Source organism: Porticoccus sp., assembly GCF_041592135.1.
GTDB lineage: Bacteria > Pseudomonadota > Gammaproteobacteria > Pseudomonadales > Porticoccaceae > Porticoccus.
Window position 1 is genome coordinate 1 of sequence record NZ_JBFHQR010000022.1, and the last position, 24,803, is coordinate 24,803.

General features: G+C 60.5%; 24 protein-coding genes. 5 read left to right on the plus strand and 19 right to left on the minus strand.

The genetic code is table 11. From position 1 onward, the window contains the following. Nucleotides 1-1,921 (plus strand): dihydrolipoyllysine-residue acetyltransferase (gene aceF, locus ABY948_RS03875; protein ID WP_461481202.1); only part of this gene is annotated, 1,921 nt, incomplete at its 5' end. Between the two features lie 291 nt (nucleotides 1,922-2,212). Continuing rightward, nucleotides 2,213-2,698, plus strand: a complete 486-nt coding sequence (locus ABY948_RS03880; RefSeq protein ID WP_461481203.1) for a DUF4864 domain-containing protein — start codon at nucleotides 2,213-2,215, stop codon at nucleotides 2,696-2,698. An 84-nt stretch (nucleotides 2,699-2,782) separates the two neighbouring features. On the opposite strand, the gene ABY948_RS03885 is transcribed toward ABY948_RS03880, so the two are convergent. The 11 genes from ABY948_RS03885 to metG form a co-directional block, all read right to left on the minus strand. After that, nucleotides 2,783-4,693, minus strand: coding sequence for a DEAD/DEAH box helicase (locus ABY948_RS03885; RefSeq protein WP_461481204.1), 1,911 nt, complete (start codon nucleotides 4,691-4,693; stop codon nucleotides 2,783-2,785). Between the two features lie 92 nt (nucleotides 4,694-4,785). After that, the gene (locus ABY948_RS03890) at nucleotides 4,786-5,235 is read right to left on the minus strand and encodes a YaiI/YqxD family protein (RefSeq protein ID WP_461481205.1); all 450 of its coding nucleotides are present in this window, start codon (nucleotides 5,233-5,235) and stop codon (nucleotides 4,786-4,788) included. Between the two features lie 15 nt (nucleotides 5,236-5,250). Further along, complete coding sequence (locus tag ABY948_RS03895) at nucleotides 5,251-6,741, minus strand: SLC13 family permease (RefSeq protein ID WP_461481206.1); 1,491 nt, start codon at nucleotides 6,739-6,741, stop codon at nucleotides 5,251-5,253. Between the two features lie 67 nt (nucleotides 6,742-6,808). Beyond that, complete coding sequence (locus ABY948_RS03900; protein ID WP_461481207.1) at nucleotides 6,809-8,533, minus strand: thiamine pyrophosphate-binding protein; 1,725 nt, start codon at nucleotides 8,531-8,533, stop codon at nucleotides 6,809-6,811. A gap of 131 nt (nucleotides 8,534-8,664) precedes the next feature. Then, complete coding sequence (locus ABY948_RS03905; protein ID WP_461481208.1) at nucleotides 8,665-9,378, minus strand: electron transport complex subunit E; 714 nt, start codon at nucleotides 9,376-9,378, stop codon at nucleotides 8,665-8,667. Next, complete coding sequence (gene rsxG, locus ABY948_RS03910) at nucleotides 9,371-10,048, minus strand: electron transport complex subunit RsxG (RefSeq protein WP_461481209.1); 678 nt, start codon at nucleotides 10,046-10,048, stop codon at nucleotides 9,371-9,373. The genes ABY948_RS03905 and rsxG overlap by 8 nt, the downstream gene beginning before the upstream one ends. A gap of 2 nt (nucleotides 10,049-10,050) precedes the next feature. After that, nucleotides 10,051-11,118, minus strand: a complete 1,068-nt coding sequence (gene rsxD / locus ABY948_RS03915; protein WP_461481210.1) for an electron transport complex subunit RsxD — start codon at nucleotides 11,116-11,118, stop codon at nucleotides 10,051-10,053. Between the two features lie 12 nt (nucleotides 11,119-11,130). Next, entirely contained in the window at nucleotides 11,131-13,647 is a 2,517-nt protein-coding gene (gene rsxC, locus ABY948_RS03920) for an electron transport complex subunit RsxC (protein WP_461481211.1), read from the minus strand. Beyond that, nucleotides 13,644-14,261: an electron transport complex subunit RsxB gene (rsxB, locus tag ABY948_RS03925; RefSeq protein ID WP_461481225.1), complete on the minus strand. Its 618-nt coding sequence runs from the start codon at nucleotides 14,259-14,261 to the stop codon at nucleotides 13,644-13,646. Before rsxB ends, rsxC begins: the two co-directional genes overlap by 4 nt. Before the next feature lie 25 nt (nucleotides 14,262-14,286). Beyond that, nucleotides 14,287-14,862: an electron transport complex subunit RsxA gene (gene rsxA / locus ABY948_RS03930; RefSeq protein WP_461481212.1), complete on the minus strand. Its 576-nt coding sequence runs from the start codon at nucleotides 14,860-14,862 to the stop codon at nucleotides 14,287-14,289. A gap of 148 nt (nucleotides 14,863-15,010) precedes the next feature. Then, nucleotides 15,011-17,032, minus strand: coding sequence for a methionine--tRNA ligase (metG, locus tag ABY948_RS03935; protein WP_461481213.1), 2,022 nt, complete (start codon nucleotides 17,030-17,032; stop codon nucleotides 15,011-15,013). Between the two features lie 102 nt (nucleotides 17,033-17,134). Between metG and apbC the strand changes: the two genes are divergently transcribed. Both apbC and dcd read left to right on the plus strand, forming a co-directional pair. Next, entirely contained in the window at nucleotides 17,135-17,962 is an 828-nt protein-coding gene (gene apbC, locus ABY948_RS03940; RefSeq protein ID WP_461481214.1) for an iron-sulfur cluster carrier protein ApbC, read from the plus strand. 111 nt (nucleotides 17,963-18,073) lie between these two features. After that, a complete protein-coding gene (gene dcd / locus ABY948_RS03945; protein WP_461481215.1) occupies nucleotides 18,074-18,646 on the plus strand; it encodes a dCTP deaminase in 573 nt (190 codons plus the stop codon). Between the two features lie 81 nt (nucleotides 18,647-18,727). On the opposite strand, the gene ABY948_RS03950 is transcribed toward dcd, so the two are convergent. Beyond that, nucleotides 18,728-19,099, minus strand: a complete 372-nt coding sequence (locus tag ABY948_RS03950) for a SirB2 family protein (protein WP_461481216.1) — start codon at nucleotides 19,097-19,099, stop codon at nucleotides 18,728-18,730. Between the two features lie 237 nt (nucleotides 19,100-19,336). On the opposite strand from ABY948_RS03950, the gene ABY948_RS03955 reads away from it, so the two are divergent. Then, the gene (locus ABY948_RS03955; RefSeq protein WP_461481217.1) at nucleotides 19,337-19,714 is read left to right on the plus strand and encodes an SET domain-containing protein; all 378 of its coding nucleotides are present in this window, start codon (nucleotides 19,337-19,339) and stop codon (nucleotides 19,712-19,714) included. Between the two features lie 356 nt (nucleotides 19,715-20,070). Here ABY948_RS03955 and brnA read toward each other — a convergent pair whose 3' ends face one another. The 7 genes from brnA to ABY948_RS03990 all read right to left on the minus strand — a co-directional run. Next, a complete protein-coding gene (gene brnA / locus ABY948_RS03960) occupies nucleotides 20,071-20,328 on the minus strand; it encodes a type II toxin-antitoxin system BrnA family antitoxin (RefSeq protein WP_461481218.1) in 258 nt (85 codons plus the stop codon). Then, nucleotides 20,318-20,581: a BrnT family toxin gene (locus ABY948_RS03965; protein WP_461481219.1), complete on the minus strand. Its 264-nt coding sequence runs from the start codon at nucleotides 20,579-20,581 to the stop codon at nucleotides 20,318-20,320. Before ABY948_RS03965 ends, brnA begins: the two co-directional genes overlap by 11 nt. Nucleotides 20,582-21,107: 526 nt before the next feature. Then, the gene (locus ABY948_RS03970; RefSeq protein WP_461481220.1) at nucleotides 21,108-21,491 is read right to left on the minus strand and encodes a fucose-binding lectin II; all 384 of its coding nucleotides are present in this window, start codon (nucleotides 21,489-21,491) and stop codon (nucleotides 21,108-21,110) included. A gap of 15 nt (nucleotides 21,492-21,506) precedes the next feature. Continuing rightward, on the minus strand, nucleotides 21,507-23,084 hold the full coding sequence (locus ABY948_RS03975) for a GMC oxidoreductase (RefSeq protein ID WP_461481221.1): 1,578 nt from the start codon (nucleotides 23,082-23,084) through the stop codon (nucleotides 21,507-21,509). Next, a complete protein-coding gene (locus ABY948_RS03980) occupies nucleotides 23,074-23,640 on the minus strand; it encodes a hypothetical protein (protein ID WP_461481222.1) in 567 nt (188 codons plus the stop codon). Before ABY948_RS03980 ends, ABY948_RS03975 begins: the two co-directional genes overlap by 11 nt. Before the next feature lie 267 nt (nucleotides 23,641-23,907). Then, nucleotides 23,908-24,198: a hypothetical protein gene (locus ABY948_RS03985; protein ID WP_461481223.1), complete on the minus strand. Its 291-nt coding sequence runs from the start codon at nucleotides 24,196-24,198 to the stop codon at nucleotides 23,908-23,910. A 281-nt stretch (nucleotides 24,199-24,479) separates the two neighbouring features. After that, the coding region (locus ABY948_RS03990; protein WP_461481224.1) for a hypothetical protein at nucleotides 24,480-24,803 on the minus strand (324 nt) is incomplete at its 5' end.

Consider the following 24,803-nt stretch of genomic DNA (forward strand, 5'->3'; position numbering starts at 1 on the left):
AGTACCCGACCTCGGCGGAGCCGAGACCGTAGAAGTGATCGAGCTGTGTGTGGCGCCGGGCGACCGGGTCGAGCTGGAACAATCCCTGATTGTGCTGGAGTCAGACAAGGCCACCATGGACGTGCCCAGCACCCGGGCGGGGGTGATTAAAAGGCTGCTGGTCAAGACCGGCGACAAAGTCAGCGAAGGTTCGCCGATCGTCGAGATTGAAATGGCAGCCACTGATACCGAAGTCGGGTCCCCTGCGGTTGAACCCGACACGAATAATGAGCCGGCGGCCGTTGGCAGTGCTCCGGTCGCCGCTGCCAACGTGGCGAGCACAGCCACCGAGCAAACAGCCCGGGTGCCGGACACCGGTACCGAAGAGCCGTTGGAAATCATCGAGCTGTCCGTCGCCGTCGGTGATGAAATCGCCGAGGGCGATGGCCTGGTGGTGGTGGAAACGGACAAGGCCACGATGGAAGTGCCCGCCGCATTTGGTGGTCGGGTAAAAGAGCTGTTGGTCAAGGTCGGCGACAAGATTACCAGCGGCGATGCCATCGCTGTGCTAGTCACCTCCGGCGCCGCTGAAAGTCCGGCCCCTGTGAATGAACCAACTGCGGCGGCTGAGACTGTGGTGGCAGAATCGTCTGCTTCTGCGCCGACGGGAGCTGTTGTGGAGCAGGATGTGCTGGTGCCCGATACCGGCGGTGCCGATGCCGTAGAAGTGATTGAAATCGCGGCTGAGTTGGGTGCCCAGTTAGCTGAAGGTGATGGCATTCTGGTGGTGGAAACGGATAAGGCCACTATGGAACTGCCTGCGCCCTTCGACGGCGAGTTGCTGGAGGTGCTGGTCAAGGTGGGCGACAAGGTGTCCACCGGCGACCGCATTGCCCGCATGAAAACCACCGCTGTGCAGCAGGCAATCCCGGCCGCTGCGCTACCGGTCGCGCCCGTTGCCGCGCCTGCGACCCCGTCACAGGCCCCGCCAGTAGCGGAGCCTGCAGTGGCCCAGCAGATCATTTCCGCCGGGGATGTCTACGCCGGCCCGGCCTCGCGGGCACTGGCCCGGGAGCTGGGTGTGGATCTGCACAGGGTCAGCGGCAGTGGCCCGCGGGGCCGCATTCTCAAGGAAGATCTGCACAATTATGTTAAGCAAGCGGTGGCGAAGGCGGAATCTTCCTCTGCAACTGCTACAAGTGGCGCCGGTATTCCGCCGGTGCCGGATGTGGATTTCAGCAAGTTCGGTGAGATCGAGATGATCCCGCTGCAGAAAATTCACAAGCTCACCGCCGCCAATATGCAGCGCAGCTGGCTCAATGTGCCCCATGTCACCCAGTTTGATGACGCGGATATCACCGAGCTGGAAAGTTTCCGCAATTCCCTCAAGGCTGAGGCGGAAAAACGTGGCTCCAGGCTGACGCCGCTGCCATTCCTGCTCAAGGCCTGCGCCCATGCGCTGGCGGCCAATCCGGAATTCAATCGCTCCATCACCGCCGATGGCGAGCACTTTGTACAGAAAAAATACATTCATATCGGCTTGGCGGTGGATACCCCGCGCGGACTGGTGGTGCCGGTGATTCGCAACGTCGACCAGAAGGGCTTGTGGCAACTGGCAGCGGAAGCCAATGAGCTGGCCGCCAAGGCCCGCGATGGCAAACTCACCGCCGCCGACATGCAGGGCGGCTGCTTCACCATCTCCAGCCTGGGCGCCATCGGCGGCAACGGCTTTACCCCCATCGTCAACGCCCCGGAAGTGGCAATCCTGGGGGTTTCAAAATCCCAGATAAAACCGGTTTGGAACGGCAGTGAATTTGCACCAAAGCTGATGCTGCCGCTGAGTGTCTCCTATGACCACCGCGTCATCAACGGCGCCGACTGCGGTCGCTTTTTCACCTTCCTGGTGGAGGTATTAAGCGATATCCGCCGCCTGGCGCTGTAAACCAGTTAACCCTCGTGATAACGACCCGGCTTCGACCGGGATTTTTTTTTTGCCGAGGGGCCGGGCCGCTAATCCCGCCGATCCCTTTCCCGCCGGAACAGTAGGTTAAGTGCTATAACCATAGGTATGGATGTCGCGGGGCAGGCCTGGGAGGGGCGCTGTCGGGGTTTTCCCGCGGAGCAGCCGCTCTGAGCCGGGCACTGATTAGCTGTCGGCGGGAAAATCGGGCAAACAGCAGTGGTTTGGCTCGATTGAACTGATCCAGTCAACCGAATATCCAAGTATCAGTGGTTGAATCGCAGTCTGAATCGAAGCGAGGGCGAGAGCGTGGTCTGTGAGGGTTTTCTGCAGCAAACCCGGTGGTGGCTCCTGGCCGCCCTGGTAGCCTGTGTGCCATGGGCGGCAGCGGCGGAGACGCCCTTGCCGGATGCGGATCGCCAGGCGGTGCAGTGGGTGATCAATAGCCAGATTTCTGCCTTCCGCGCCGATGATTATCAATCGGCGTATTCTTTCGCCGCGCCCAGTGTCAGGAAAGTGTTCCCCACTGAAGACACCTTTATTTCCATGGTGCGTAGGGACTACATGCCACTCTACCGCCCGGTCTCCTATATCTTTGGGCGCAGTTCCCTGGATGCCGGGGAGGTCCTGCAGGAGCTGCTGGTCACCGACGACCGGCGACAACTGTGGCAGATCATCTATACCCTTGAGCGGCAGGACGACCTGAGCTGGAAAGTATCCAACGTGCTGATGCTGCCCTACAAGGGGGTTTCGGCCTGAGCCTGAACGTCCGGCCCGGACAGGTGTGCCATTCCCCCATTAAAAAACCGGACCCAGGGGTCCGGTTTTTAGTGCCGCGTCGGTTTAGGGACGCTTTTTCTTCGGTTTGTGCTCCGAGCTTCCCCGCGGTTCAGCCTTCGACTTGGCAAAGGTCTTGGCTTTGGCGGGGCTTTTGAGCGGACGTTTGCTCGGGCCCTTGCCTTTGCCGGCGGGTGGGGTATGGCCCTGCTCGTCACCCAGCAGGCTCAGTCGCATCGGGTGCTGGCAGACCCGCACCTTGTTTTTCAGGTGATCGAAAAGCTCCTTGGGCATGCCTTCCGGCAAATCCACGGTGCTGTAGTCATCATAGAGCTTGATGTGGCCGATGTAGCGGCTCTCGATATCCGCCTCATTGGCGATGGCGCCGACGATATCACCGGGGCTGACACCCTGGTTTTTACCCACTTCCATGCGGTAGGTGAGCATGCCGAACTCGCCGAACTCATCGCGCTGCTTGCGGTTTTCAGCGCTGCGCTCAGGGCGTTCAGGCCGCTCCGCACGTTTTTCCGGACGCTCGCGGGGCTCCCTGGCCTCGCGACTGCGAGGTTCTCTCGCCTCCCGGCTGCGGGGCTCACGGGGTTCGCGTTCGCGGAAGGGCTTGTCGCGGCCCGCGCTGCGCTCGCGGTCGCCGGTCTCGATATGCGCCAGTTTCGGGAACAGCGGGCGTTCCTGCTGCAGTTGCCAGGCCAGCACCGCGGCAATATCCGACATGGACAGTTCGCGGTCGTGGGCCAGCTTTTCCAGCAGCTCGCGGAACACATCCAGGTCTTCGGTTTCCAGGTGCTGCACAATGCGCTGCTGGAACTGCTCCACCCGTTGGTTGCTCACCTGCTCGCCGGTGGGCAGTTCCATGGAGGAGATGGCCTGGCCGGTTGACTGTTCAATGGAACGCAGCAGCCGACGCTCTTTCGGGGCCACAAACAGGATGGCCTGGCCTTCGCGGCCGGCGCGACCGGTGCGGCCAATGCGGTGTACATAGGCTTCATTGTCGTAAGGGATGTCGAAGTTGACCACATGGCTGATGCGTTCCACGTCGAGGCCGCGGGCCGCCACGTCGGTAGCGACCACGATATCCACATCGCCTTTTTTGAGGCGGTTGACAGTGCGCTCGCGCAGTGCCTGGCTGAGATCGCCGTTGAGTGCCGCCGCGGAAAATCCCCGCGCTTCCAGCTTCTCTGCCACTTCCACCGTGGCCGATTTGGTGCGCACGAAGATGAGCATGCCGTCAAACTCTTCCACTTCGAGGATGCGGGTCAGGGCATCCATCTTGTGGCGTCCATGCACCATCAGGTAGCGCTGGCTGATGCGCTCCACGGTGCGGGTCTTCGAGGCGATGCTGACTTCCTTGGCATCGCCCAGGTATTTCGATACCACCCGGCGAATGGCCGCTGGCATGGTGGCGGAAAACAGTGCCCGCTGACAGCTCTTGGGGGTCTCGGAGAGGATGGTTTCCACATCGTCGATAAAGCCCATGCGCAACATTTCGTCGGCTTCGTCCAGCACCAGTGCGCGCAGTTTGCTGAGGTCCAGGCTGCGGCGGCGCAGGTGATCGAGAATGCGTCCGGGGGTGCCGACAATGACCTGTGCGCCCCGCTGCAAACCGCGCAGCTGGCCACGCATATCCTGGCCGCCGTAGATGGGCAGCACGTGGAAGCCCTTGATGTGGCGGGCGTAGGTCTGGAATGCCTCGGCCACCTGGATGGCCAGCTCCCGGGTCGGGGTCAGCACCAGGATTTGCGGCGCAGATTGCTTGCCGTCCAGATTGCTCAGCAATGGCAGTGCGAAGGCGGCGGTTTTACCGGTGCCGGTTTGGGCGACGCCGAGCAGGTTGGCGCCTTCCAGTAGTATCGGGATGCTTTGTGCCTGGATGGGGGAGGGCTGTTCGTAACCGAGTTCCTGAACAGCTTGCAACACCGGACTGGCAATGCCCAGTGATGAAAAATCGGGGGAAGACATAGGGGAGCCTGTATGGCCGGAGGCCGGATCAAATGAGGGGCGAAAGTATACGCGTATCGCCCTGAAGAATAAAGGATTTTTCTCGTTGGCGATTACTTTGGGCGGGCGGCCAGCAGGCGGTCGAGCACATTGGCAAACTGCTGTCGCTCGGCATTGCCCAGGCTGGCGGGACCACCGCGAATTTCGCCCGTGTTGCGCAGCTCTTCCATCAGATTGCGCATGGCCAAACGCTGGCGAATATTGGCGGGGGTGAAATGTTCCCCCCGGGGGCTGATGACCTGGGCACCTTTTTCCACCACTTGCGCCGCCAGCGGGATATCCCCGGTGACCACGATATCGCCCGCCACCGCCTGCTGGGCGATGAGGTTGTCGGCGACATCAAAACCGCTTTCCACCTGGCGGAATTTGATCAGCGGTGAGGGGGGGATCCGAATGCTGTGGTTGGCCACCAGGGTCAGGGGCACCAGGCAGCGCTGGGCGGCGCGAAACAGGATCTCCTTGATGGGGTTGGGACAGGCGTCCGCATCTACCCAGATCTGCATGGCCGGTTGCGCTCCTCAGTGTTGGCTGCCGGGGAGGAACCCCAGCAGCAGATGTAAAACCAGGCTAATCAGCAGGATACCGGTGATATTGAGCCACAAGCCGGCCCGCGCCATTTGCGGGATGCGGATCAGGTTGGAGCCGAACACAATAGCATTGGGCGGCGTGGCCACCGGCAGCATGAAGGCGCAGCTGGCGGCGATGGTGGCGGGAATAATGATGGGCAGCGGGTCGATACCCAGGCCCTCCGCCATCACCGCAAAGATCGGTACCAGCGCGGTGGTGGTGGCGGTGTTGCTGGTCAGCTCGGTGAGAAAAATGATCAGTGTCACCACCAGCAGGGTCAGTACCAGCGGCGGGGCATCGTGTGCCCCCGCCAATTGGGCGGCCAGCAGCTCGCCGACACCGGTGCTGCGAATGGCTCCCGCCAGGGCGAGGCCGCCGCCGAACAGCAACAGGATGCCCCAGGGCAGTTTCAGGGCGGTGTCCCAGTCGATCAGAAATTCCCGCTGCCTCAGGTTGACCGGCAGGGTGAACAGCAGCAGCGCGGCAATAATGGCGATGCCGGTGTCACTGATGCCCGCCAGCCCGGGCAGTTTGGCGAGCAGCGGCCTGCCGATCCAGCAGGCCGCGGTGAGCAGGAAAATCGCCAGGGTCAGTTTGGCGCCCAGCGTCCAGGGTTCCGGCGGTTCGTTGAGAATAGCGCCGTCGATGGCCTTCTCGCCGGGGGGGTATATCCAGTGGGTTAGCAGCCACCAGGCAATGGGTATGAACAAAACCACCACCGGCAGTCCCAGTGTCATCCAGCGGACGAAGCTGATTTCGGTGCCCAGTTCGCGCTCGATAAAGGACACGGTAAACATGTTGGGCACCGTGCCGACAATGGTGCCGATACCGCCGATGGAGGCGGCGTAGGCCACCCCCAGCAGCAGGCAGAGACTGAAGTTTTCGCGGTTGGGGGCATCCTTGTCCAGCAGCTGGATGATGCTCATCAGGATCGGCAGCATCACCAGGGTGGTGGCGGTGTTGGTGATCCACATACTGAGGGACGCCGAGACAAACATGAAGCCGCCCACCAGGGTGGCGGGTTTGGTGCCCACCAGGCGCAGTACCGCCAGGGCAAAGCGGCGGTGCAGCCGCCATTTCTCCAGTGCCAGCGCCAGGATAAAACCACCCAGAAACAGGAAGATCAGCGGGTGGGCATAGGCCTGGGCGGTGCTGTTGATATCGGAGGCGCCACCCAGTGGCAACAGCGCCAGCGGCAGCAGTGCGGTGGCGTAAATGGACACCGCTTCGGTGAGCCACCACAGCGCCATCCACACAGCCAGTGCCGCGGTGAGGCGACCGGCTGTGCCCAGTATCACTTCGCTGTCATTCAGGCCGGGGGCCCGGTCGGGCACCAGCCAGAACACCAGCGCGGCCAGCAGTGGCCCGCCGAGCAGTGCCAGCAGGCGGAACTGGCCGAGCAAGTGTTTGAAGCGAGGGCTGGGCATTGTTGTTATGGCCATGGCCGGGAAGCTTAACAGGGTTTGCTGTCGGGATTCACCCGGTCACTGATGCGGGTGATGTTCTCCCTCAGCCCATGATTTTCTCTTTCAGGGTGCGGGCCAGCCAGCCGGCTCGCGGGGAACGGCCGAATTGCTTCTGCCGGGTTTTCAGCAAGCCCTCGCTGAAGGCGCTGCGGCGGCTGTAGTCGATGTGCACATCCAGCAGCACCGGCTGGTGCCGGCTGGCCAGGGTCAGGGCGGTGTCGAGGCCGGCGTCGATTTCCTGGTTATCCTCAATGGCGACATATTCGCAGCCGACGGCATGGGCAAAGGAAATCCAGTCGGCCTCGCCCAGCTTGGTCATGGCGCCGCGGCGGTAGGGGCGCTGTTGGCCCGGCTGGGACAGCTGGCCGTCGTTGAACAGGCAATAGACCACGCCGAGCTGGTATTTGCTGGCGGTAATCGCCTCCATGCCACTCATCATCATCGTGCCGTCACCGACGATGCCCACGGTGGTCCTGGTCGGGTGGGCCAGTTTCAGGGCGTTGGTTGCCGGGACACAGTACCCCATGGCATTGAAATCGCTGGGGGAGATGAACACCCCGCCGGAATAGAGCGGAAACAATTCCGCGGCGAGGAACGTATGGTTGCCTTCATCGCAGGCCAGCAGCGCGTCCTCCGGCAACCGTTTGCGCAGTGCCGCAAAGAAGCGCGCCGGGTTGACCCTGGTGCCGTGGAGTTTCAGCCAGCTGTTGCGGTAGTCCTGCTTGTCAAACGCAATGCGGTTGGCCAGCAGCGTGCTGTCGGCGGGCTGGGGTTTCAGCTCGGTCACCTTCTCCAGCAGCGCAACGGCAATTGCGGTGGCATCCCCCTGCAGGGTCAGGGCCGCCGGGTAGTTGGCGTTGAATACCCGGGGGTTGATATCCGCGTGGATCAGGTTGGCGGGAGGGTTCATCCCATAGTGGCCGGTGGCGATCTCGGAAAACCGTGTGGCAATGGCGAGCAGGCAGTCGCAATCGGCAAAGGCGTGCTGGGCGGCGGGCACCGCGGAGGGGCCGAAGCCCATGCCGGTGTGCAGTGGGTGGTTGGCGGGGAAGACGCTCAGCCCCTGCAGGGTGGTGGCCACCGGTGCGCCCAGGCGCGAGGACAGGGCCTGCAGTGCTTCACTGGCGTAGCGCGCGCCCCAGCCGACCAGTAACCCCGGCCGCTTGGCGTTTAACAACATCTGGGCGGCCGCTTCAATGCTCGCCATGTCGAGAGGCGGCAGGACGGGGTGGCCGTGGAAGAAAGAAACCGAGCCCTGCTCCACCGCTACCGATTGCAGTTGCACGGGGATTTCCACAAACACCGGCCCCGGCTCTCCCTCGACGGCGGTGCGGTAGGCCTCGTAAAGGGTGGGCACAATATCCGTGACTCGCTCCACCAGATAGGTGGCTTTGGTAATCGGTTTCAGCAGGGCCTGGTGGTCGATGTCCTGAACCTGAAAATGGTGTTTCGGATTCCGCTCAATGCCCCCGGCGATAACCAGCAGGGGTACGCCGGCGAGGAATGCCTCACCGATACCGCTGGCGGCGTGGGTGATGCCCGCACCGGGTACCACCAGCAGGGTGCCGATATGCTCGGTGGTGCGGCTGATGGCATCAGCCATAAAGGCCGCCGCCACCTCATGGGTGACCAGGTGGGGGGTGATACTGGGGAAGTGCTCCAGCTCCTGGTAGATCTGCGCAGTGTGGGCCCCGGGAATGCCGAAAACGCGGCTGACACCAATCTGCTCAAGTGCATAACAGGTGAGCCATGCTCCGGATTTTTTCATCAGTTCCTCGGTGGTTCAATCAACGGCTTGGGGATCCATGCTATTAAGTGGATCACGGCGAGTCAACGCCACCGATGGCGGTGGTGGCGCTGCGGGCAGATAAAGGGCGGGCTTTGTGACGGGATTCAGGATTAGCTGATCGCGCCGGTGGTGCGCACACGCTTGGCACCGGTGATCACCGGTGCCTGTTGTGCGGCGCGGCGGTCGTCAATGCGTTTGTCGATAATGTTTTTCAGGGCAATCAACATGCCCGCGACCAGAAAGGCACCGGGCGGCAGCACGGCGATCAGGAAGCCGTAGCCCTCGCCGAACAGGTGCAGGGTCCAGTTCTCCGCCATGGGACCAAACAGCAGGTGCATGTTGGCGAACAGGGTGCCATTGCCGAGAATTTCACGAATGATGCCGATCAGCAGCAGTACCAGGCCAAAGCCGCTGCCCATCATCAAACCATCCAGGGCGGATGTCACCACCGGGTTTTTGCTGGCGAAGGCCTCGGCGCGACCGAGGATAATGCAGTTGGTGACGATCAGCGGAATAAAAATACCCAGAATGGTATACAGCTCATAGGTGAATGCCTGCATCAGCAATTCGGTACAGGTGGTAAAGGTCGCGATAATCATCACAAAAGCCGGTATTTTGACGGCCTCTGACACATGGTTGCGAATCATGGAAATGGCGGTGTTGGAGGCGGTGAGTACCAGCATGGTGGCGAGGCCGAGGCCCAGGGCGTTGACCACCGAACCGGTCACAGCCAGCAGCGGACAGAGCCCCAGCAGTTGCACCAGTGCGGGGTTGTTTTTCCACAGGCCGTTGTGGGCGATTTCCCGGTAACGGATATCAGCCATGTTCGCTGTCCTCACTTGCCTGATGATTGATGGTGGGCTGTTGGCGGGCGGCCTTCAACAGGCGCTCGCGGTCTTCATTGTAGTACTTCAATGTCTTGTAGACCTGTTTGACCACGGCCCGCGGTGTGATGGTGGCACCGGTAAACTGGTCAAATGCACCCTTGTCTTTCTTGACTTTCCACAGCTCCGCGGTGGGGTCGGTCAGTGATTTGCCGTTGAAACCGAGCAGCCAATCGCTCTTTTTAATCTCCACCTTGTCGCCCAGTCCGGGTGTTTCGTGGTGGGAGACAACCCGCACCCCGGCCAGGCTGCCGTCGATGTTGATGCCGATAATTAACTGGATATCGCCACTGTAGCCGTCGGGGGCCACCGCCGGGATAATGACCGCCACCGGTTCATCGCCCTGGCGGGCAATATTGACCTCGCCGCCCTCAACCCCGAGGGTGTGCCAGTAGTTGGCGGGTACCGACACCGTGTCCAGCAGCAGATCATTGGTGTGGCGATCCATGGGTACGATTTCCAGCAGTGCGCGCTTGGCCACTTCCCGCTGTGCCTCGGCAATGCGATCTTTGGTGCCCAGGTAGGTGCTGGCCAGCAAGGCCGCGGTAATGAGTGCGAAAGCACCCAGTACCAGGCTGTTGAAACCGACGGATTTTCCGAGCCTGGCCATAGTTATTCCTTCTTCTCGGTGGCGCGGCGCGGTTTTTGATGACCGTAGGTGCGCGGCAGCGTGTAGTTGTCGATCAGTGGTGCGGCGAAATTCATCAGCAACACCGAGAAGGCCACGGCATCCGGATAACTGCCCCAGCTGCGAATAATGAAGGTCAGGATGCCGATCAGTGCCCCGTAAATCAGCCGACCGCGGTTGCTGGTGGCAGACGTGACCGGATCGGTGACGATGAAGAAGGCGCCCAACATGGTGCCGCCGGAGAGCAGATGCATCAGTGGCGAACCGTGGCTGGCGGAGCTGCCGCTGTCATAAAACAGCGCTGCGCAGAGTCCCAGGCTGGTAAGCATGGCCACTGGCGCATGCCAGGTGAATACCCGGCGGGCCAACAGCAAACAGCCTCCGGCCAGGAACGCCAGGTTGACCCATTCCCAGCCCAATCCCGCCCAGTGGGCGCGGCTGAACAGCGGGGTTTGCTGGTAGAGCTGGGCTACCAGCAGGCCGCTGTTGTGTTTGAAGGTGTCCAGCGGCGTGGCGGCCGTCACGGCATCCACCTGTTCCGGGCTGAGCAGCGGAAAGACAATCTGCAGGGATTCCCAGAAGCCGGGCGCGGTCACGCCCTCGGGGTACAGCGGCAGGGGTGCGGGCCAGGCGGTCATCTGTACCGGGAAGGAAATCAACAGCACCACGTAACCCACCATGGCCGGGTTGAACGGATTGTAGCCGAGTCCGCCATACAGGTGCTTGGCGATCAGGATGGCAAAACTGCTGCCGATCACCACCACCCACCAGGGCGCCAGGGGCGGCAGGGCCAGGCCCAACAGCACCGCTGTGACCAGCGCGCTGTAATCCCCCAGGTAAAACATCAGCGGCCGTTGGCGCAGCCTCATCACCAGGGCTTCGAGGCTCACCGCCACGGTGGCGGCAATCAGGATGTTGATCAGCGAGCCCCAACCGAAGAAGGCTGTCAGCGCCAGCAGACCGGGGAGGGTTGCCAACAGCACCAGGCGCATCACCGCGGCAGTGTTCTGGGCCGCGTGGGCGTGGGGTGAAGTAAGTTTCAACAACGCCATGGCTGTGTCCGGTCAGGAGTGGTACTCGGCCAACTGCTGTTCCGCAGCGGCCAGTTTGGTTTGCAGTTTTTCCGCTGCGGTGCGCAGGGCGTCCACATGTTCTGAGCCTTCCGCCTCGGCTTCGCGCAATTTCACGCGGGCTTTGTGCAGTCGGGAGTGCAGGGATGAGACCGTTTCCCGCAATTTGTCCTGCTCGGACATATTGGCCAGTTCTGTGGCGCGCGCCTGGGCGCGGGCAATGGCGGCGGAGGCGGCATCCCGGGGCGGTGGCTCGGCAACAGGTTGTGCTGCCGGCTGTTGCCGGGGTGCACAGGGAGCCTGAGCCTGTCCCGCAAAGGCGGCGCACTTCTCCCGCTCAGTCAGCAGTTTCTGCTGTAGTTTGTCGAGGCCCGTCTGCAGGGCATCCACGTGTTCGGATTCGCTGGCTTTCGCCTCGTCCAGTTTCGCCTTGGCTTTCTCGATGCGCCCTTCCAGGGAGATGATCGACTCCCGCAACTTGTCCGCTTCCGACAGGCTGCCCATGGCGGCGGCGCGCGCCTGGGCTCTGGCGATGGCCGCGGCGGCGGCATCGCTGGTGGCGGCAGGGGTGGCCGGTGCCGTTTCCGGTGCTTCGGACAGCTGTTGTTCAGCCTCCTGCAATTTGGTGAGCTGTTTCGCCAGGCCACTTTGCAGTGCCGCTTTCAGGTTGTCGTCATCGGCCTCGGCAATTTTCTGCTCGGTGACGGTAATGCGCTCCCGGAGGCTGGCAACTTTCTTCTCCAGCGCTGCACGGGGGCTGGCCTGCACCCGCTCCATCACTTCGCTGGTGGTGCCCAGCTCCGTCAGTTTGTGCCGGCTGTCCTCGAGGCGCAGGCGGGCATCTTCCCGCGCGGCCCTGGCCTGCTCAATCTGCTGCCCATTGCCTTCCCGCTGGATGCTTTGCAGCCGCTGCTCCACGGTTTGCAGGTGGCTTTCGGCGCGGGCCACGCCCCGCTCCAGCCGGGCGCGCTGTTCCTCGGGAGAGGCTTTCTGCTCCGCCGCGCGGGCCATTGCCGCTTTGACGATGTCGTCGGGACCGGGCGCGGTGCCGGGTTTATCCGCCGCCAGCGCCCGAGCCTGCTCTGCCGCCTGTTTGCGCGCTTCGCGTTTGGCGGCTTTTTCTGCCTCTTCTTTCTCCTTGCGGGCCTGCTGGAATTCGAAACGGGCGCGGGCGCGGTCGGATTTGATTTTTTCCTGGGCCTGTTTGCGAATCTCGCCCTTGGCGGCGCGGTAGTACTGCACCAGCGGGATATTGCTGGGGCAGACGTAGGAACAGGCGCCGCACTCGATGCAGTCGAACAGATTGTGGGCTTCCAGCCGCTCATGGTTCTGGGACTGGGCGTACCAGAACAACTGTTGCGGTAACAGGCTGGCCGGGCAGGCCTCGGCACACATGCCGCAGCGGATACAGGGCTGCGCCGGTGGCGGCGCCGGCAGTTCCTCCCTGGAAGGGGCCAGAATGCAGTTGGTGGTCTTGATCACCGGCACGTCGGTGCTGGTGAGGGTAAAGCCCATCATCGGACCGCCCATGATCAGCCGTGCGCAGTGCTGCGGATCGTAACCGTTGTGCTTCAACAGGTGGCTGATCGAGGTGCCGATCAGGGCCTGGTAATTGCGGTTGATGGTGCAGGCGCGACCGGTTACCGTGGTCACCCGCGAAATCAGCGGTTCGCCGTGACAGACGGCCCGCTGGATTGCATAGGTGGTGCCGACGTTCTGGCAGACGATGCCGATGTCCGCCGGCAGGCCGCCGCTGGGCACTTCCTTGCCGGTGAGAATCTGAATCAGCTGTTTTTCGCCGCCGGACGGGTAGCGGGTGGGAAACTCCACCAGTTCAATGTTGGTGCCCTGCAGCCAGGGCTGCAAGGCCTCGTAGGCTTCCGGTTTGTTGTCCTCGATGCCGATCAGTATTTCTTCGGGCTCGCCGAGCAGGTAGGCGAGAATCTGGATGCCGGCGACAATCTCCTGGGGATGTTCGCGCATCAGCATGTCGTCGGCAGTGATATAGGGCTCGCACTCGGTGCTGTTGATGATCAGGGTGCTGATCGGCTTGCGGGCAGACAGTTTCACCGCGGAGGGAAAACCTGCGCCGCCGAGGCCGGCAATGCCGGCTTCGCGAATGAGTTCCAGCAGCTTGGCCGGGCTGTAGCTGCGGAAGTCCGCCACCCCGGCGTGGTCGATCCACTGGTCCCGGTTGTCCGGGAGCAGGGTGATACAACGCGCCGACATGCCGGAGGGGTGGGGAATCGGATAATCACTGATATCGGTGATGGTGCCGGAGGTGGGCGCGTGTACGCCAACGCTGACCATGCCGTGCGGTTCGGCCAGCGGCTGTCCCTTGAGTACCTGGTCGCCCGCATTGACCAGCAGTTTCGGCGGCGCGCCGATGTGCTGGTTGAGGGGGATTACCAGCTTGTCCGGCAGGGGCAGGTGGCCAATGGGCAGCTGCACCGACTGGTGTTTGTTCTCGGGGGGGTGAACGCCGCCGACCAGGTCCCAGATTTTTCTCATGCGGCCTGTTCTCCGCGATCAGTGGCGATGATATTGCCGGGCCGCAGCGACTTGACCTGCTCCGCGCTGGAGGGCGGTTGCTCCCATTTCCAGTCGGCGAGCCCCTGGGGCACGGGAATCATATCGATACAATCCACCGGGCAGGGGTCAACACAGAGATCACAGCCGGTGCATTCACTGGCGATGATGGTGTGCATCTGTTTGGCGGCGCCGAGGATGGCATCCACCGGGCAGGCCTGGATACATTTGGTGCAACCAATGCATTCCGCCTCACGGATAAAGGCGACTTTCTTGACGTCGCTTTCGACGCCGTGTTCCTGGTCCAGCGCGGGCGCTTCCACATTGAGGAGTTCCGCCAGGGCGTTGATGGTGGACTGGCCACCGGGCGGACATTTGTTGATGGCGTCGCCGTTGGCAATGGCCTGGGCGTAGGGGCGGCAGCCGGGGTAGCCACATTGACCGCATTGGGTCTGTGGCAGCAGCTTGTCGATCTGCTCGACAATCGGGTCGCCCTCGATGTGGAATTTGATGGCGGCAAAGCCCAGCACGGCGCCGAACACCAGCGCGAGTCCCACCAGTGCTACCAGTGCCGCAATCAACGGGTGTTGAATCATCAGGTCGTACACGTGTTTTCCGCCCCTAGACCAGTCCGCTGAAGCCCATAAAGGCCAGGGACATCAGGCCGGCGGTCATCATGCCAATGGCCGCACCTTTGAAAGGTGTCGGCACATCTGCCACGGCCAGTCGTTCGCGCATGGCGGAAAACAGGATCAGTACCAGGGAAAAGCCCAGCGCCGCACCGAAACCGTAAAGGGTGGATTGCAGCAGGTTGTGGGCCTTGGCGGTATTCTGCAGGGCTACCCCCAGCACCGCGCAGTTGGTGGTGATCAGTGGCAGGAAGACCCCCAGTACCCGGTACAGCAACGGGCTGCTCTTCTCGATAAACATCTTGGTGAACTGCACCACTACGGCAATCACCAGAATAAAGGAAATGGTTTTCAGGTATTCCAGCTTCAGCGGCACCAGAATCCAGCTGTTGACCATATAGCTGGACAGGGCCGCCAGAGTCAGTACGAAGGTGGTGGCGCCGGCCATGCCGATGGCGGTTTCCAGCTTGTTCGAGACGCCCATAAACGGGCACAGGCCAAGGAACTGGACCAGAACAAAGTTGTTCACCAGGATGGCGCTGATCAGAATGACGGCAAATTCCTGCATATCGTCTGTCTCGTTGGATCAACCATTATAGCGGCACAGTATTCCGGCTAATAAGTATAAAACCCTGAGCCGGTTAGTTTATTTGGCCATAAGCCATAGCATTTCGTGATAAAGACTCAGTAAAGCAGTCAAGTACTCTGCTGGTCGGTCAGGTAATCCGCTGACCGGGCTGGGCGCCGCTATCCGGCGACAGCAGGTAGATGCCCTGGTCATCGCCCGCGGCCAGCACCATACCCTCCGACAAGCCAAAGCGCATCTTGCGCGGCGCCAGATTGGCCACCATCACGGTGAGGCGGCCCTCCAGGTCCTCGGCCTTGTAGGCCGATTTGATGCCGGAGAACACGTTGCGGGTCTCGCCGCCGATATCCAGGGTCAGCTGCAACAGCTTGTCGGCGCCCTCCACCGGCTGGGCCTTGACGATGCGCGCCACCCGCAGGTCCACCTTGATAAAGTCATCGAAACCGATCTCGGCAGCCAGCGGTTCATCCACCAGCGGGCCGCTGGCCGCTTGGCCGACCGTTGCCGCCAGCGCCTCTTTGCTGGCGTCCAGCATCGCGTCCACGTTGTCTTTCTCCACCCGCTGCATCAGCGGCTTGAATAGATTGATCTGATGGTTCAGCAGCGGCTGAATCTCGCCCTGCCAGACCAGCTGGTCGTTGAGGAAGGCCTCTGCCGCTTCCGCCATGGCGGGTAGCACGGGTTTGAGATACAGCATCAGGGCGCGGAACAGGTTGATGCCGAGGGAGCAGATGTCCTGGACTTCCTGCTCTCGGCCCTCCTCCTTGGCCAGCTTCCAGGGCTCTTTGGTGGCGATGTATTCGTTGGCGGCATCCGCCAGGGCCATGATTTCCCGAGTGGCGCGACCGAATTCACGGTTTTCATAATAGTCGGCAATGCTCTCGCCGGCGAGGGCAACCCGCTGCCACAGGGCCGGATCGGCGATCTCGCCGGACAGCACGTTGTCGTTGCCCTGGCTGACAAATTTGGCGCAGCGGCTGGCGATATTCACCACCTTGCCCACCAGGTCGCTGTTGACCCGCTGGATAAAGTCGTCCAGGTTCAGGTCCAGGTCGTCCACCCCGCCAGACAGCTTGGCGGCAAAATAGTAGCGCAGGTATTCCGGATCGAGGTGATCCAGGTAGCTGCGGGCGTTGATAAAGGTGCCGCGGGATTTGGACATCTTCTTGCCGTTGACGGTTAAAAAGCCGTGCACGCACACCGCGGAGGGGGTGCGGAAACCGGCGTTGGCCAGCATGGCGGGCCAAAACAGGGCGTGGAAGTTGATGATATCCTTGCCGATAAAGTGATACAGCTCGGTGTCGGCGTGCTCCCCCCAGAACTCGTCGAAGTCGATGCCTTCGCGGTCGCAGAGGTTCTTGAAGCTGGCCATGTAGCCGATCGGGGCGTCCAGCCACACGTAGAAATACTTGCCCGGCGCATCGGGAATCTCGAAGCCGAAATAGGGCGCGTCGCGGCTGATGTCCCATTCCTGCAGGCCGGCGTCCAGCCATTCGCCCAGCTTGTTGGCCACTTCTTCCTGGACGTGGCCGGCGCGGGTCCAGGCCTTCAGGAAGTCGGTGAAATCCGGCAGCTTGAAGAAATAGTGGGTGGAGGCCTTCTCCACCGGGGTGGCGCCGGAAATGGCGGACACCGGGTTGATCAGGTCGGTGGGGGCGTAGGTAGCACCACAGGCTTCGCAGTTGTCGCCGTACTGATCCTCGGTCTTGCACTTCGGGCAGGTGCCCTTGATGTAGCGGTCCGCCAGGAACAGGTTTTTCTCCGGGTCGAAGGCCTGGGTGATCTCGCGGGTGGCGATGTGGCCCTGGTCCCGCAGCCGGGTGTAAATCAGCGAGGCGAAGTGGCGGTTTTCCTCCGAGTGGGTGGAGTGGTAGTTGTCGAAGCGGATCAGGAAGTCGCTGAAATCCCGCTGGTGCTCGGTGCGCACCCGATCGATCAGTTCCTCCGGGGAGATGCCCAGTTGCTCCGCCTTCAACATGATGGCAGTACCGTGAGCATCATCGGCACAGACGTAGTAACATTCGTGGCCGCGCATTTTCTGGAAGCGCACCCAGATATCTGTCTGGATGTATTCCACCAGGTGCCCCATATGGATCGAGCCATTGGCGTAGGGCAGGGCACTGGTCACGAGAATTTTTCGGCGTTCAGTCATGGTTACAGCTGCTGTGGTCAAAGTTGCGGTTGGGCGATGATAAAGGGGCGCAACTATACCGGTTTTCGACCGGTTTTTCATCTGTTGTCAAGAGGATAGCTTATGGCGGAAGCCACAGTTCCAAACGGCCTTGAGCCGGTCAAGCAGATCGTCGCCGTCGCCTCCGGCAAGGGCGGCGTGGGCAAGTCCACCACCGCCATCAATCTGGCGCTGGCACTGGCCGCCGAGGGCAATCGCGTGGGCATTGTCGACGCCGATATCTACGGTCCCAGCGTGCCGATGATGCTGGGTGTGCCGAAGGACACCCGACCCCAGATCAGGGCGGAAAAATATTTCCTGCCGGTGCAGGCCCACGGCATTCAATCCATGTCCATGGGCTATTTGGTGACCGAGCAGACGCCGATGGTGTGGCGCGGCCCCATGGCCACCGGTGCGCTGATGCAGCTCCTCAACCAGACCCTGTGGGGCGAGCTGGATTACCTGGTGGTGGATATGCCCCCCGGCACCGGCGACATTCAACTAACGCTGGCACAGCAGGCCCGTGTGAGCGGTGCGGTGATTGTCACCACACCCCAGGATATCGCGCTGTTGGATGCCCGCAAGGCTATCGAGATGTTTATCAAGGTGAAGATCCCGGTGCTGGGCATCGTGGAAAACATGGCCGTGCATCAGTGCAGCCAGTGCGGTCACCTGGAACACATTTTCGGTGAAGGTGGCGGCCAGAAGGTGGCGCAAGAATACGGTACCGAAGTGCTTGGCTCACTGCCACTGGAGCGCAGTATCCGCGAGCAGGTGGACGGCGGCGCGCCCAGCGTGGTCTCCGACCCCGAGGGTGCGATCGCCGGCAGTTACCGCCAGATCGCCCGGCGCATCATGGCGCTGTTGCCCGCCAGTGACGCCTCCGGCGCCCCTGAAATCATCATTGAATAGGTGGGCGTTTGCCCGCCCGTTGGCAGGGCTTTGACCGGCTGGAGCAAACCGGTATCATTGCCCACTTTCATCTGTATTGGCCCCAGGGGCCGTTAATGTCGAGTATCGATTATGAGCATCAAATCCGATAAGTGGATTACCCGCATGGCCCAGCAGCACGGCATGATCGAGCCGTTCCAGGGCAGACAGGTTCGCCAGCCCGATCCCAACGGCCAGAAGGTGATTTCCTACGGGGTGTCCAGTTACGGCTACGATGTGCGCTGTGCGGATGAATTCAAGATTTTCACCAACATCCACTCCAAGACCGTCGACCCGAAGAACTTCGACAACGATGCCTTTGTGGATATCAAGGGCGAGTACTGCATCATTCCGCCCAACTCCTTTGCCCTGGCCCGCACCATCGAGTACTTCCGCATTCCGCGCAATGTGCTCACCGTGTGCCTGGGCAAATCCACCTATGCCCGCTGCGGCATTATCGTCAACGTCACGCCGCTGGAGCCGGAGTGGGAGGGGCACGTGACCCTGGAATTCTCCAACACCACCAGCCTGCCGGCGAAAATCTACGCCAACGAGGGCGTGGCGCAGATGCTGTTCTTCGAATCCGACGAAGTCTGCGAAGTCTCCTACGCCGACCGCGGCGGCAAATACCAGGGCCAGACCGGCGTTACCCTGCCGAAAGCCTGATTGCGCTTAATCTCAGAACATTCAAGTCTCAGGATATTCAAGTCCCGGAATATTCAAGTATCAGAACATTCCCGCCCTGGCTTACAGCCAGGGTGAGTGAGTGATCGCTACCGCGAAGATATAGCAGAATGTGGCAATGGCCAGCAGGCTGAACAACATCCGGCTGCCGGCCGTTTTGCCGCGCTTGATCGCAAATGTCCCCACACCGATATAGACAAACAGTGCCAGCAGTTTGGCGGTTAGCCAGCCCTGGGCGAACGGGTACTGGCCGCTGGCAATCATCAGGTAGATCGCGCAAGCTAATAAGAGTGTGTCGATAACGTGGGGGGCAATCTTCGCCCATTTTTGCTGCAGTTTCGGCGATTCCACCACCGACCAGGTGGCGCGCAGTACAAACAGGGCAATGCTGATCAGGGCAAAGGTAACGTGGGCATTCTTGATGACGAGATACATAACGCAGTTCTTGTTAGTTGTTAAGTGACGGGGAGCATCTTAGCGTTTTAACGCAGGGGAACCTAGTGCCGGGCCCGTTTCGTCGACAGGTTTTAGACAGTGTTTTTTTGTAATCAACGGGCACCATCGCCGTCCGCAAATTTGCACGGGCGGACTGTATTCAAGTTCCTCCCTGTGGGTGCAGAATCTGGCAAATTTCATCGCGGACGCAACGCCGTATCAGCCAGCAGGGAATCTATGATTATTGTGCCCACCTATCTCGAAAAAAGTGCCATCCACGGCCTGGGTGTGTTTTCCCGGGCGTTCATTCCAAAAGGCGCCAAGGTGTGGGAATACCACCCACAGTTTGACCTGACCTTCAGCGAGGCAGAATTCGAGCGCTTCCCGCCCTCCGTCCAGGCGGAACTGGAAGTCCACCTCTACCAGCCGGAGAAGGGCGGGCTGCTGTATTACGAATCCACCATGGGCAAGTATATGAACCACAACCGCGACCCCAATGTGGACTTCAGCGATGTGGGCGTGGGCTGGGCGGCCCGGGATATTCATCCCGACGAGGAGCTGACCTGCGACTACCGCCACTTTATGGCGGAGACCGGGCACATCGGTTACCTCTAAGCTCAGGCTCGGGGGAGGGGTTTGTGCGGTATTGTTATGGACGATGAATTACTTATCTGGTGATGCAGTGCCGTTCATCAGCCCCTGTATCGGCCGGACATTTTCCCGGCAGTGGAGCATGTGATGCTGGGGAAAATGGATATTTCCCAGCATCTTCAACAGGGTGTCATCGTCTACGTCGAGCCGGGCTGATTAGCCCCTGTTCGCAGGGGGGGGGGCGGCAATTCCAGGGTGGAGAGGCCAAGGGCGGAGATACTCATCCGGAATCTGGCAACAGCAGTGGGCGGGGTGCGGGATGTAGTGTAGTGCTTTCATCATGCTTCCTCGGTGGGCTAATGCCGCAAATATCTGCGCAGCTAGGCTGCGTCCGAGCGCGTTGGTTTGTTAAAAGCAGACTGCTCTAAGCGCTCTGCGAGCCAAACTTTAATAATTGACTGACGGGTCACGCCAAGACGAGCGGCCTCTTTATCAAGGGACTCTATCATCCAGGTGGGAAAATCAACATTGACTCGTTTTTGCTTTTGGTTGGGGCGCTTGATAGTAGACAAATTAAGATCGCCGACAACATCGGACTTGTTTTCATCAAATTTTTTGTCGAAATTTCTAGCTTTCATAGATAGCCACCTCTGTTTCTCTGGATCGCCTGACAGAAATAATTCGTATATTCCCTTTGCGATAGGTTATGACAGCAGACCAGTGTTTGTCGGCAATTTTACCAATAACTAGATATCGGGACTCGTCCTCTGATGTAGCTTGAACCTCAAGCAAGTCAGGGTCTTCCCACAGAACCTGAGCCTCTTCAAAGTCTATATCGTGCTTGTCTTTATTGGAGAGGCTCTTTTTGCTGTCGTATTCAAATGAATTCATGGTATAAAAAATATACCTTTATTGTGTTTTTGACAAGGCCTGATTCAGGCTTGTAACGGCTGTTCACAAGGCCTTTGGCCTCATAATCACCAGTATCGGGGCAACCCCTAATAACAAGTTATCGGGGGATCGAGTGTGGTGCTCAACCAGCTGATTTTGTTGAAAAATTGGCAACTTGTTGAAACTGAAAGAGGGATTGTCGGGGCAGTTTCTGACTGGCAGCTAAAAACGCTGGCATGCTATGTCGCTACAGAGTTCGAAGAGGGGATTTCGGTATGTTCTTGCCGCCACTCCTCTGGCCCATGAGGGAGCTGGGTTGCTTGGTGTTATCGACCTGGCAACCCTCAATTCCGATGAAAACAGTGCCGGGTCAACCGTCACTGCTTCAGCAGCGGCGGCAGGGCTTCCAGTGCGGGGGCGGCGAATTTGTAATTGACCAATTTTCGGGTTGAAGAGGTGCCCCCGCAAGGGGGGCAGTTCATTGCCCCGCTAGTCATAACAAACGTCGGCTGATCGGCGGGGATTTTCAGGGCGTCGTCCACCAGCTGAACTGCACCACTGCGTCGTTCCAGTCCGTATCCGCGCCATCTTCCGACACCACCAGCACCAGGTTGTAATAGGCCAACGAGGTTTTGCCGCTGGTGACCTGGGAGGGCACCCACTGGCCGCCCTGCTGCGACTGGACGGTGACGGTGACCTGGAAGCCACCGGGGTTTTTGGCAGTGGACGGGGTGGTGAAGCCGTAGCTGCCGTTCTGCATGGGGGTGTCCTGTTCGCCGCTGCCGGACATCTCGTGGCTGCCGCCGTTTTCATCGACGATGGCGACGCTCTGTGGAAACGCCGCGTTGGTAAAGCCGCGTACGCTGATGTAGCTGTTGAGCGGCAGGTAGATCGCAACTGAGTCAGACATATTTTTCTCCTTCCGTTATGCCCAGGCCGGTTTCCGGGCCAGGGTTTCGTCCAGGGCTTTCATGATGGCCGCCACCAGGGTGAGGGTCAGGTTGGCCGCGCCGACGGTGGGCAGTGCCGCGTTGGAGGCGACAAACAGGTTGTCGGTGCCGAATACTTTCATCTGCGCATCCACCACGCCCTCGCTCTCGGAGGGCGCCATGCGGCAGGTGGAGGATGCGTGGTCACCGCGCTGCGGGTAGGCGCCGCCGCCGCTGACGGTCCAGCCGATTTTTTCGTACAGGGTGGTCATGCGCTGGACGTTCAGGTCGATGGTCGATGGCGGCACCAGAGGGTCGGGGGTGAAGAAGCTGGTGCGCGGCAGGCCGAAGCGGGTGGTGCCGGAGGCCGGGGACACCCGGTTGTTGTAACTGGGCAGCGGCGACAGGGCACCCTGCAATTCGTACTGGAACGGGCCGGTGACGGTCTGGATGATCTGGGCGCTGGTTTGTCCCTGGTACATCAGGCTGCCGGGGTGCACGATCGGCGCATCGTAGGACATGTTCAGCAGGAACTTGCCGTGGGCCTGCTCCGCCGGGGTGTCCCACTGCCGGGAGGCGAGGTTGGGAAAGTTCAGCTCCTGCTGCAGTCGCTTCGGGTTGCTGCTGTCGCCGCCGCGGCAGTACAGGTAGGGGTTGGCCACCAGGTAGCGGCCCACCAGGTCGCTGTCGTTGCCGATGCCCGCGGGCCAGAAGAGGCTGGTGGACAGTTGCAACAGTTTGGGGGTTTCAAAGGCGCCGGCGCACAGGAAGATGGCGTTGGCGGATATCTGCCGGGTGACGCCGCTGGCGGTGTCCAGGTATTCAACCGCCGCCGCGGTGGTCTTGCTGCTCATAACGATGTTGGAGACCGCGGCGTTGAGGATCAGCTTGACCTGCTGGTTGGTCGCCAGGCCGTCGAGGGGTTGGTCGCCGGTAAAGCGCGCGCCGATCGGGCAGTAGTGGCAGGTGCCGGTGGTGCGGCACTGCTGCTGGCCGTTGTAGGCCACGGCGTTCCTGGCCACCGGCATATTGCCGAAGTTGTAACCGTAGGCCTGCAGAGACTCGACAATCGGCTTGGCGGTGAGGGGCAGGGTCGGCCCGGCCATGGGGTAGGGTTTGCTGCGCCAGTCGCGCTGTCCCTGCTGCGCGACCCCGGCGACACCAAGGTACTGCTCGGCCGTGCAGTAGTAGGGTTCCAGGTCCGCGTAGCTGTAGGGCCAGTCGATGCCAATGCCGGTGTTTGACTGCAGGGCAAAGTCCTCGGGCATGAAGCGGGGGGTCCAGCCGCCCCAGTGCAGGGTGGAACCGCCGCGGCCAAAGATGCGCCCGCCGACAATCTGCCAGGGGTCGTAGCCGGCGGAATTGAAGTCCTGCTGGCTATCGTAAAACGGACCAAAGGGGTCCGTGCCGGTGGTGACGAGGTCGAACCAGGTCCTCGGGTCCTTCATGGCTACATCGGATCCGGCCTCTAGTACAACGATGTCCTGCACCCCCGAATTCACCAGCAGATTGGCAACCAGGCTGCCGGCGATGCCCGAACCGATGATAATCACGTTTGCGCTGTTACTCGGCATAATTGATTCCTCGATAGGGCAGGTGGTTGGGGTCGTTGAAGGGGCCGCTGCCCATCCAGCCGGGGAAGTTCAGCCATTCGTAGGCGCGGAAATTGCCGGAGATCACAAACAGCAGCAGGAACTCCTTGATGGCCCAGTTCCTGGCCACGTCCCAATCCTGCGGTGGCGTGGTCGGGTTGGGGGTATAGAGATAATCCATGGCTTTGTCGGCACCGCCCAGTTCCTGTACCAGCACCTTGTAGAGGGCGAGGGTCTGCTGGTAGGCGGTGTAGTAGCTGGGCACAAGCTGTGTTTTGAAATTGATAAAGTTGGTGTACAGGGTCTGGTCGAGACTGTTGTAGCCGCTGATGGACCACTTCTGTTGCGGGAACAGGGTGATTGCGTAGAGGGTGGCAATGTCCGCCGCGGGCAAGGTGCCGATTGTGTCGGGGGCGGGCAGCGGTGGCGCGCCCTCCACCGCCAGCGGATTGAGGTGGTGGATGAGCGACGGGATGAGGGTAAAGCCGAAAGATGGCCCGGTGCGGGTCGCGAGTGGGTCCTTGTCCTTGAGCGTCATGGGATACTCCTTTCCCTGGTGGTTAGCGGTGTGAAGCGGTCAAATTTTCCGGGCGCCACTGCGCCGGTCATCCTTCAGGCCCTTGGGGCGATAACGTCAATTAGTGGGGGATAAATACCGAGTCGAACATCCTGTTCCCTATCGTAAATCGTCCCTGTCCTGTGTGGCGGCACCGCAAAGTAAAGGTGGCGCCGAGGGGAGCTGAGATTGAGAGACCAGTTTAGTACAGTCGTTGTGACACAGCCAGTGTCGAGTGAGGCCGGGTTTTCAGGAAGGATCTGCCAGCCCCAAAATCCGCCGGACATTATCCCGACAGTGCAGGATGTGGTGCTGGGGCAGGTGCACATTGCCCATCATCTCCAGCAGCGTCTCATCGTCCACGTCGAGCAGGGCGACGATGCTGATCAGCTCCTTGTGGTAAGGGTCATCGGTGGAATTCAGCAGTTCCAGGGTGGAGCAACCCTCAACGTAGCGCTTGACTACCCAGGGGCGCAGATCCTCATCGGGAACCTGGCAGAAGCAGTGGCTGGGGTGGAGGATATGGTCGAAGGCACTCATTGGGTAATTATTGGTTCGAAATGTGATTTGTGCCAGCCGGGTAGAATCTTCATGAGGTCGAATCTGATGATTTGTTTCGCAGCAGTGCTGATGCCGCACTATCCGATAATTCAGGGCCCGTATACAGAACGACGTGGTGAGCGCCGGCGCTATAGGCAAGTTCTTTAAATACGCGTGCTTCGACCTCAGCTATGTTTTTAGTTGATTTATTTAAATTCATTTATCCCGCTAGCCTCCCAAACAGGTCGAAGACTTGGTCTGAGGTCCTCTGCTTTGACTGGTTATGAATCATCTTCATAGCGTTCCATTTCAAAACTTCCATCGACAAACCGCATTCTGAAGTACTTCACATCGTCGAAAAGAGAGACCTTTTTGACGATTTCAATCAAATGCTCGGGGGTTTTCCATCCAAATATTATCTCTTTCAACTCACCCGGAACTTCATATTCAACACTTGGGGTATCATGCAAATACCTCCATTCATCCTCATACCACCAATTAGGTGCTTTCGTAAGGTATGCTTCAAACAAGGCCTTATTAAGACTATTCATTGGATGGTCTCCAATCGCCTCGACGAGTTCAGAATAGCGAATTAGGCGAGGTCG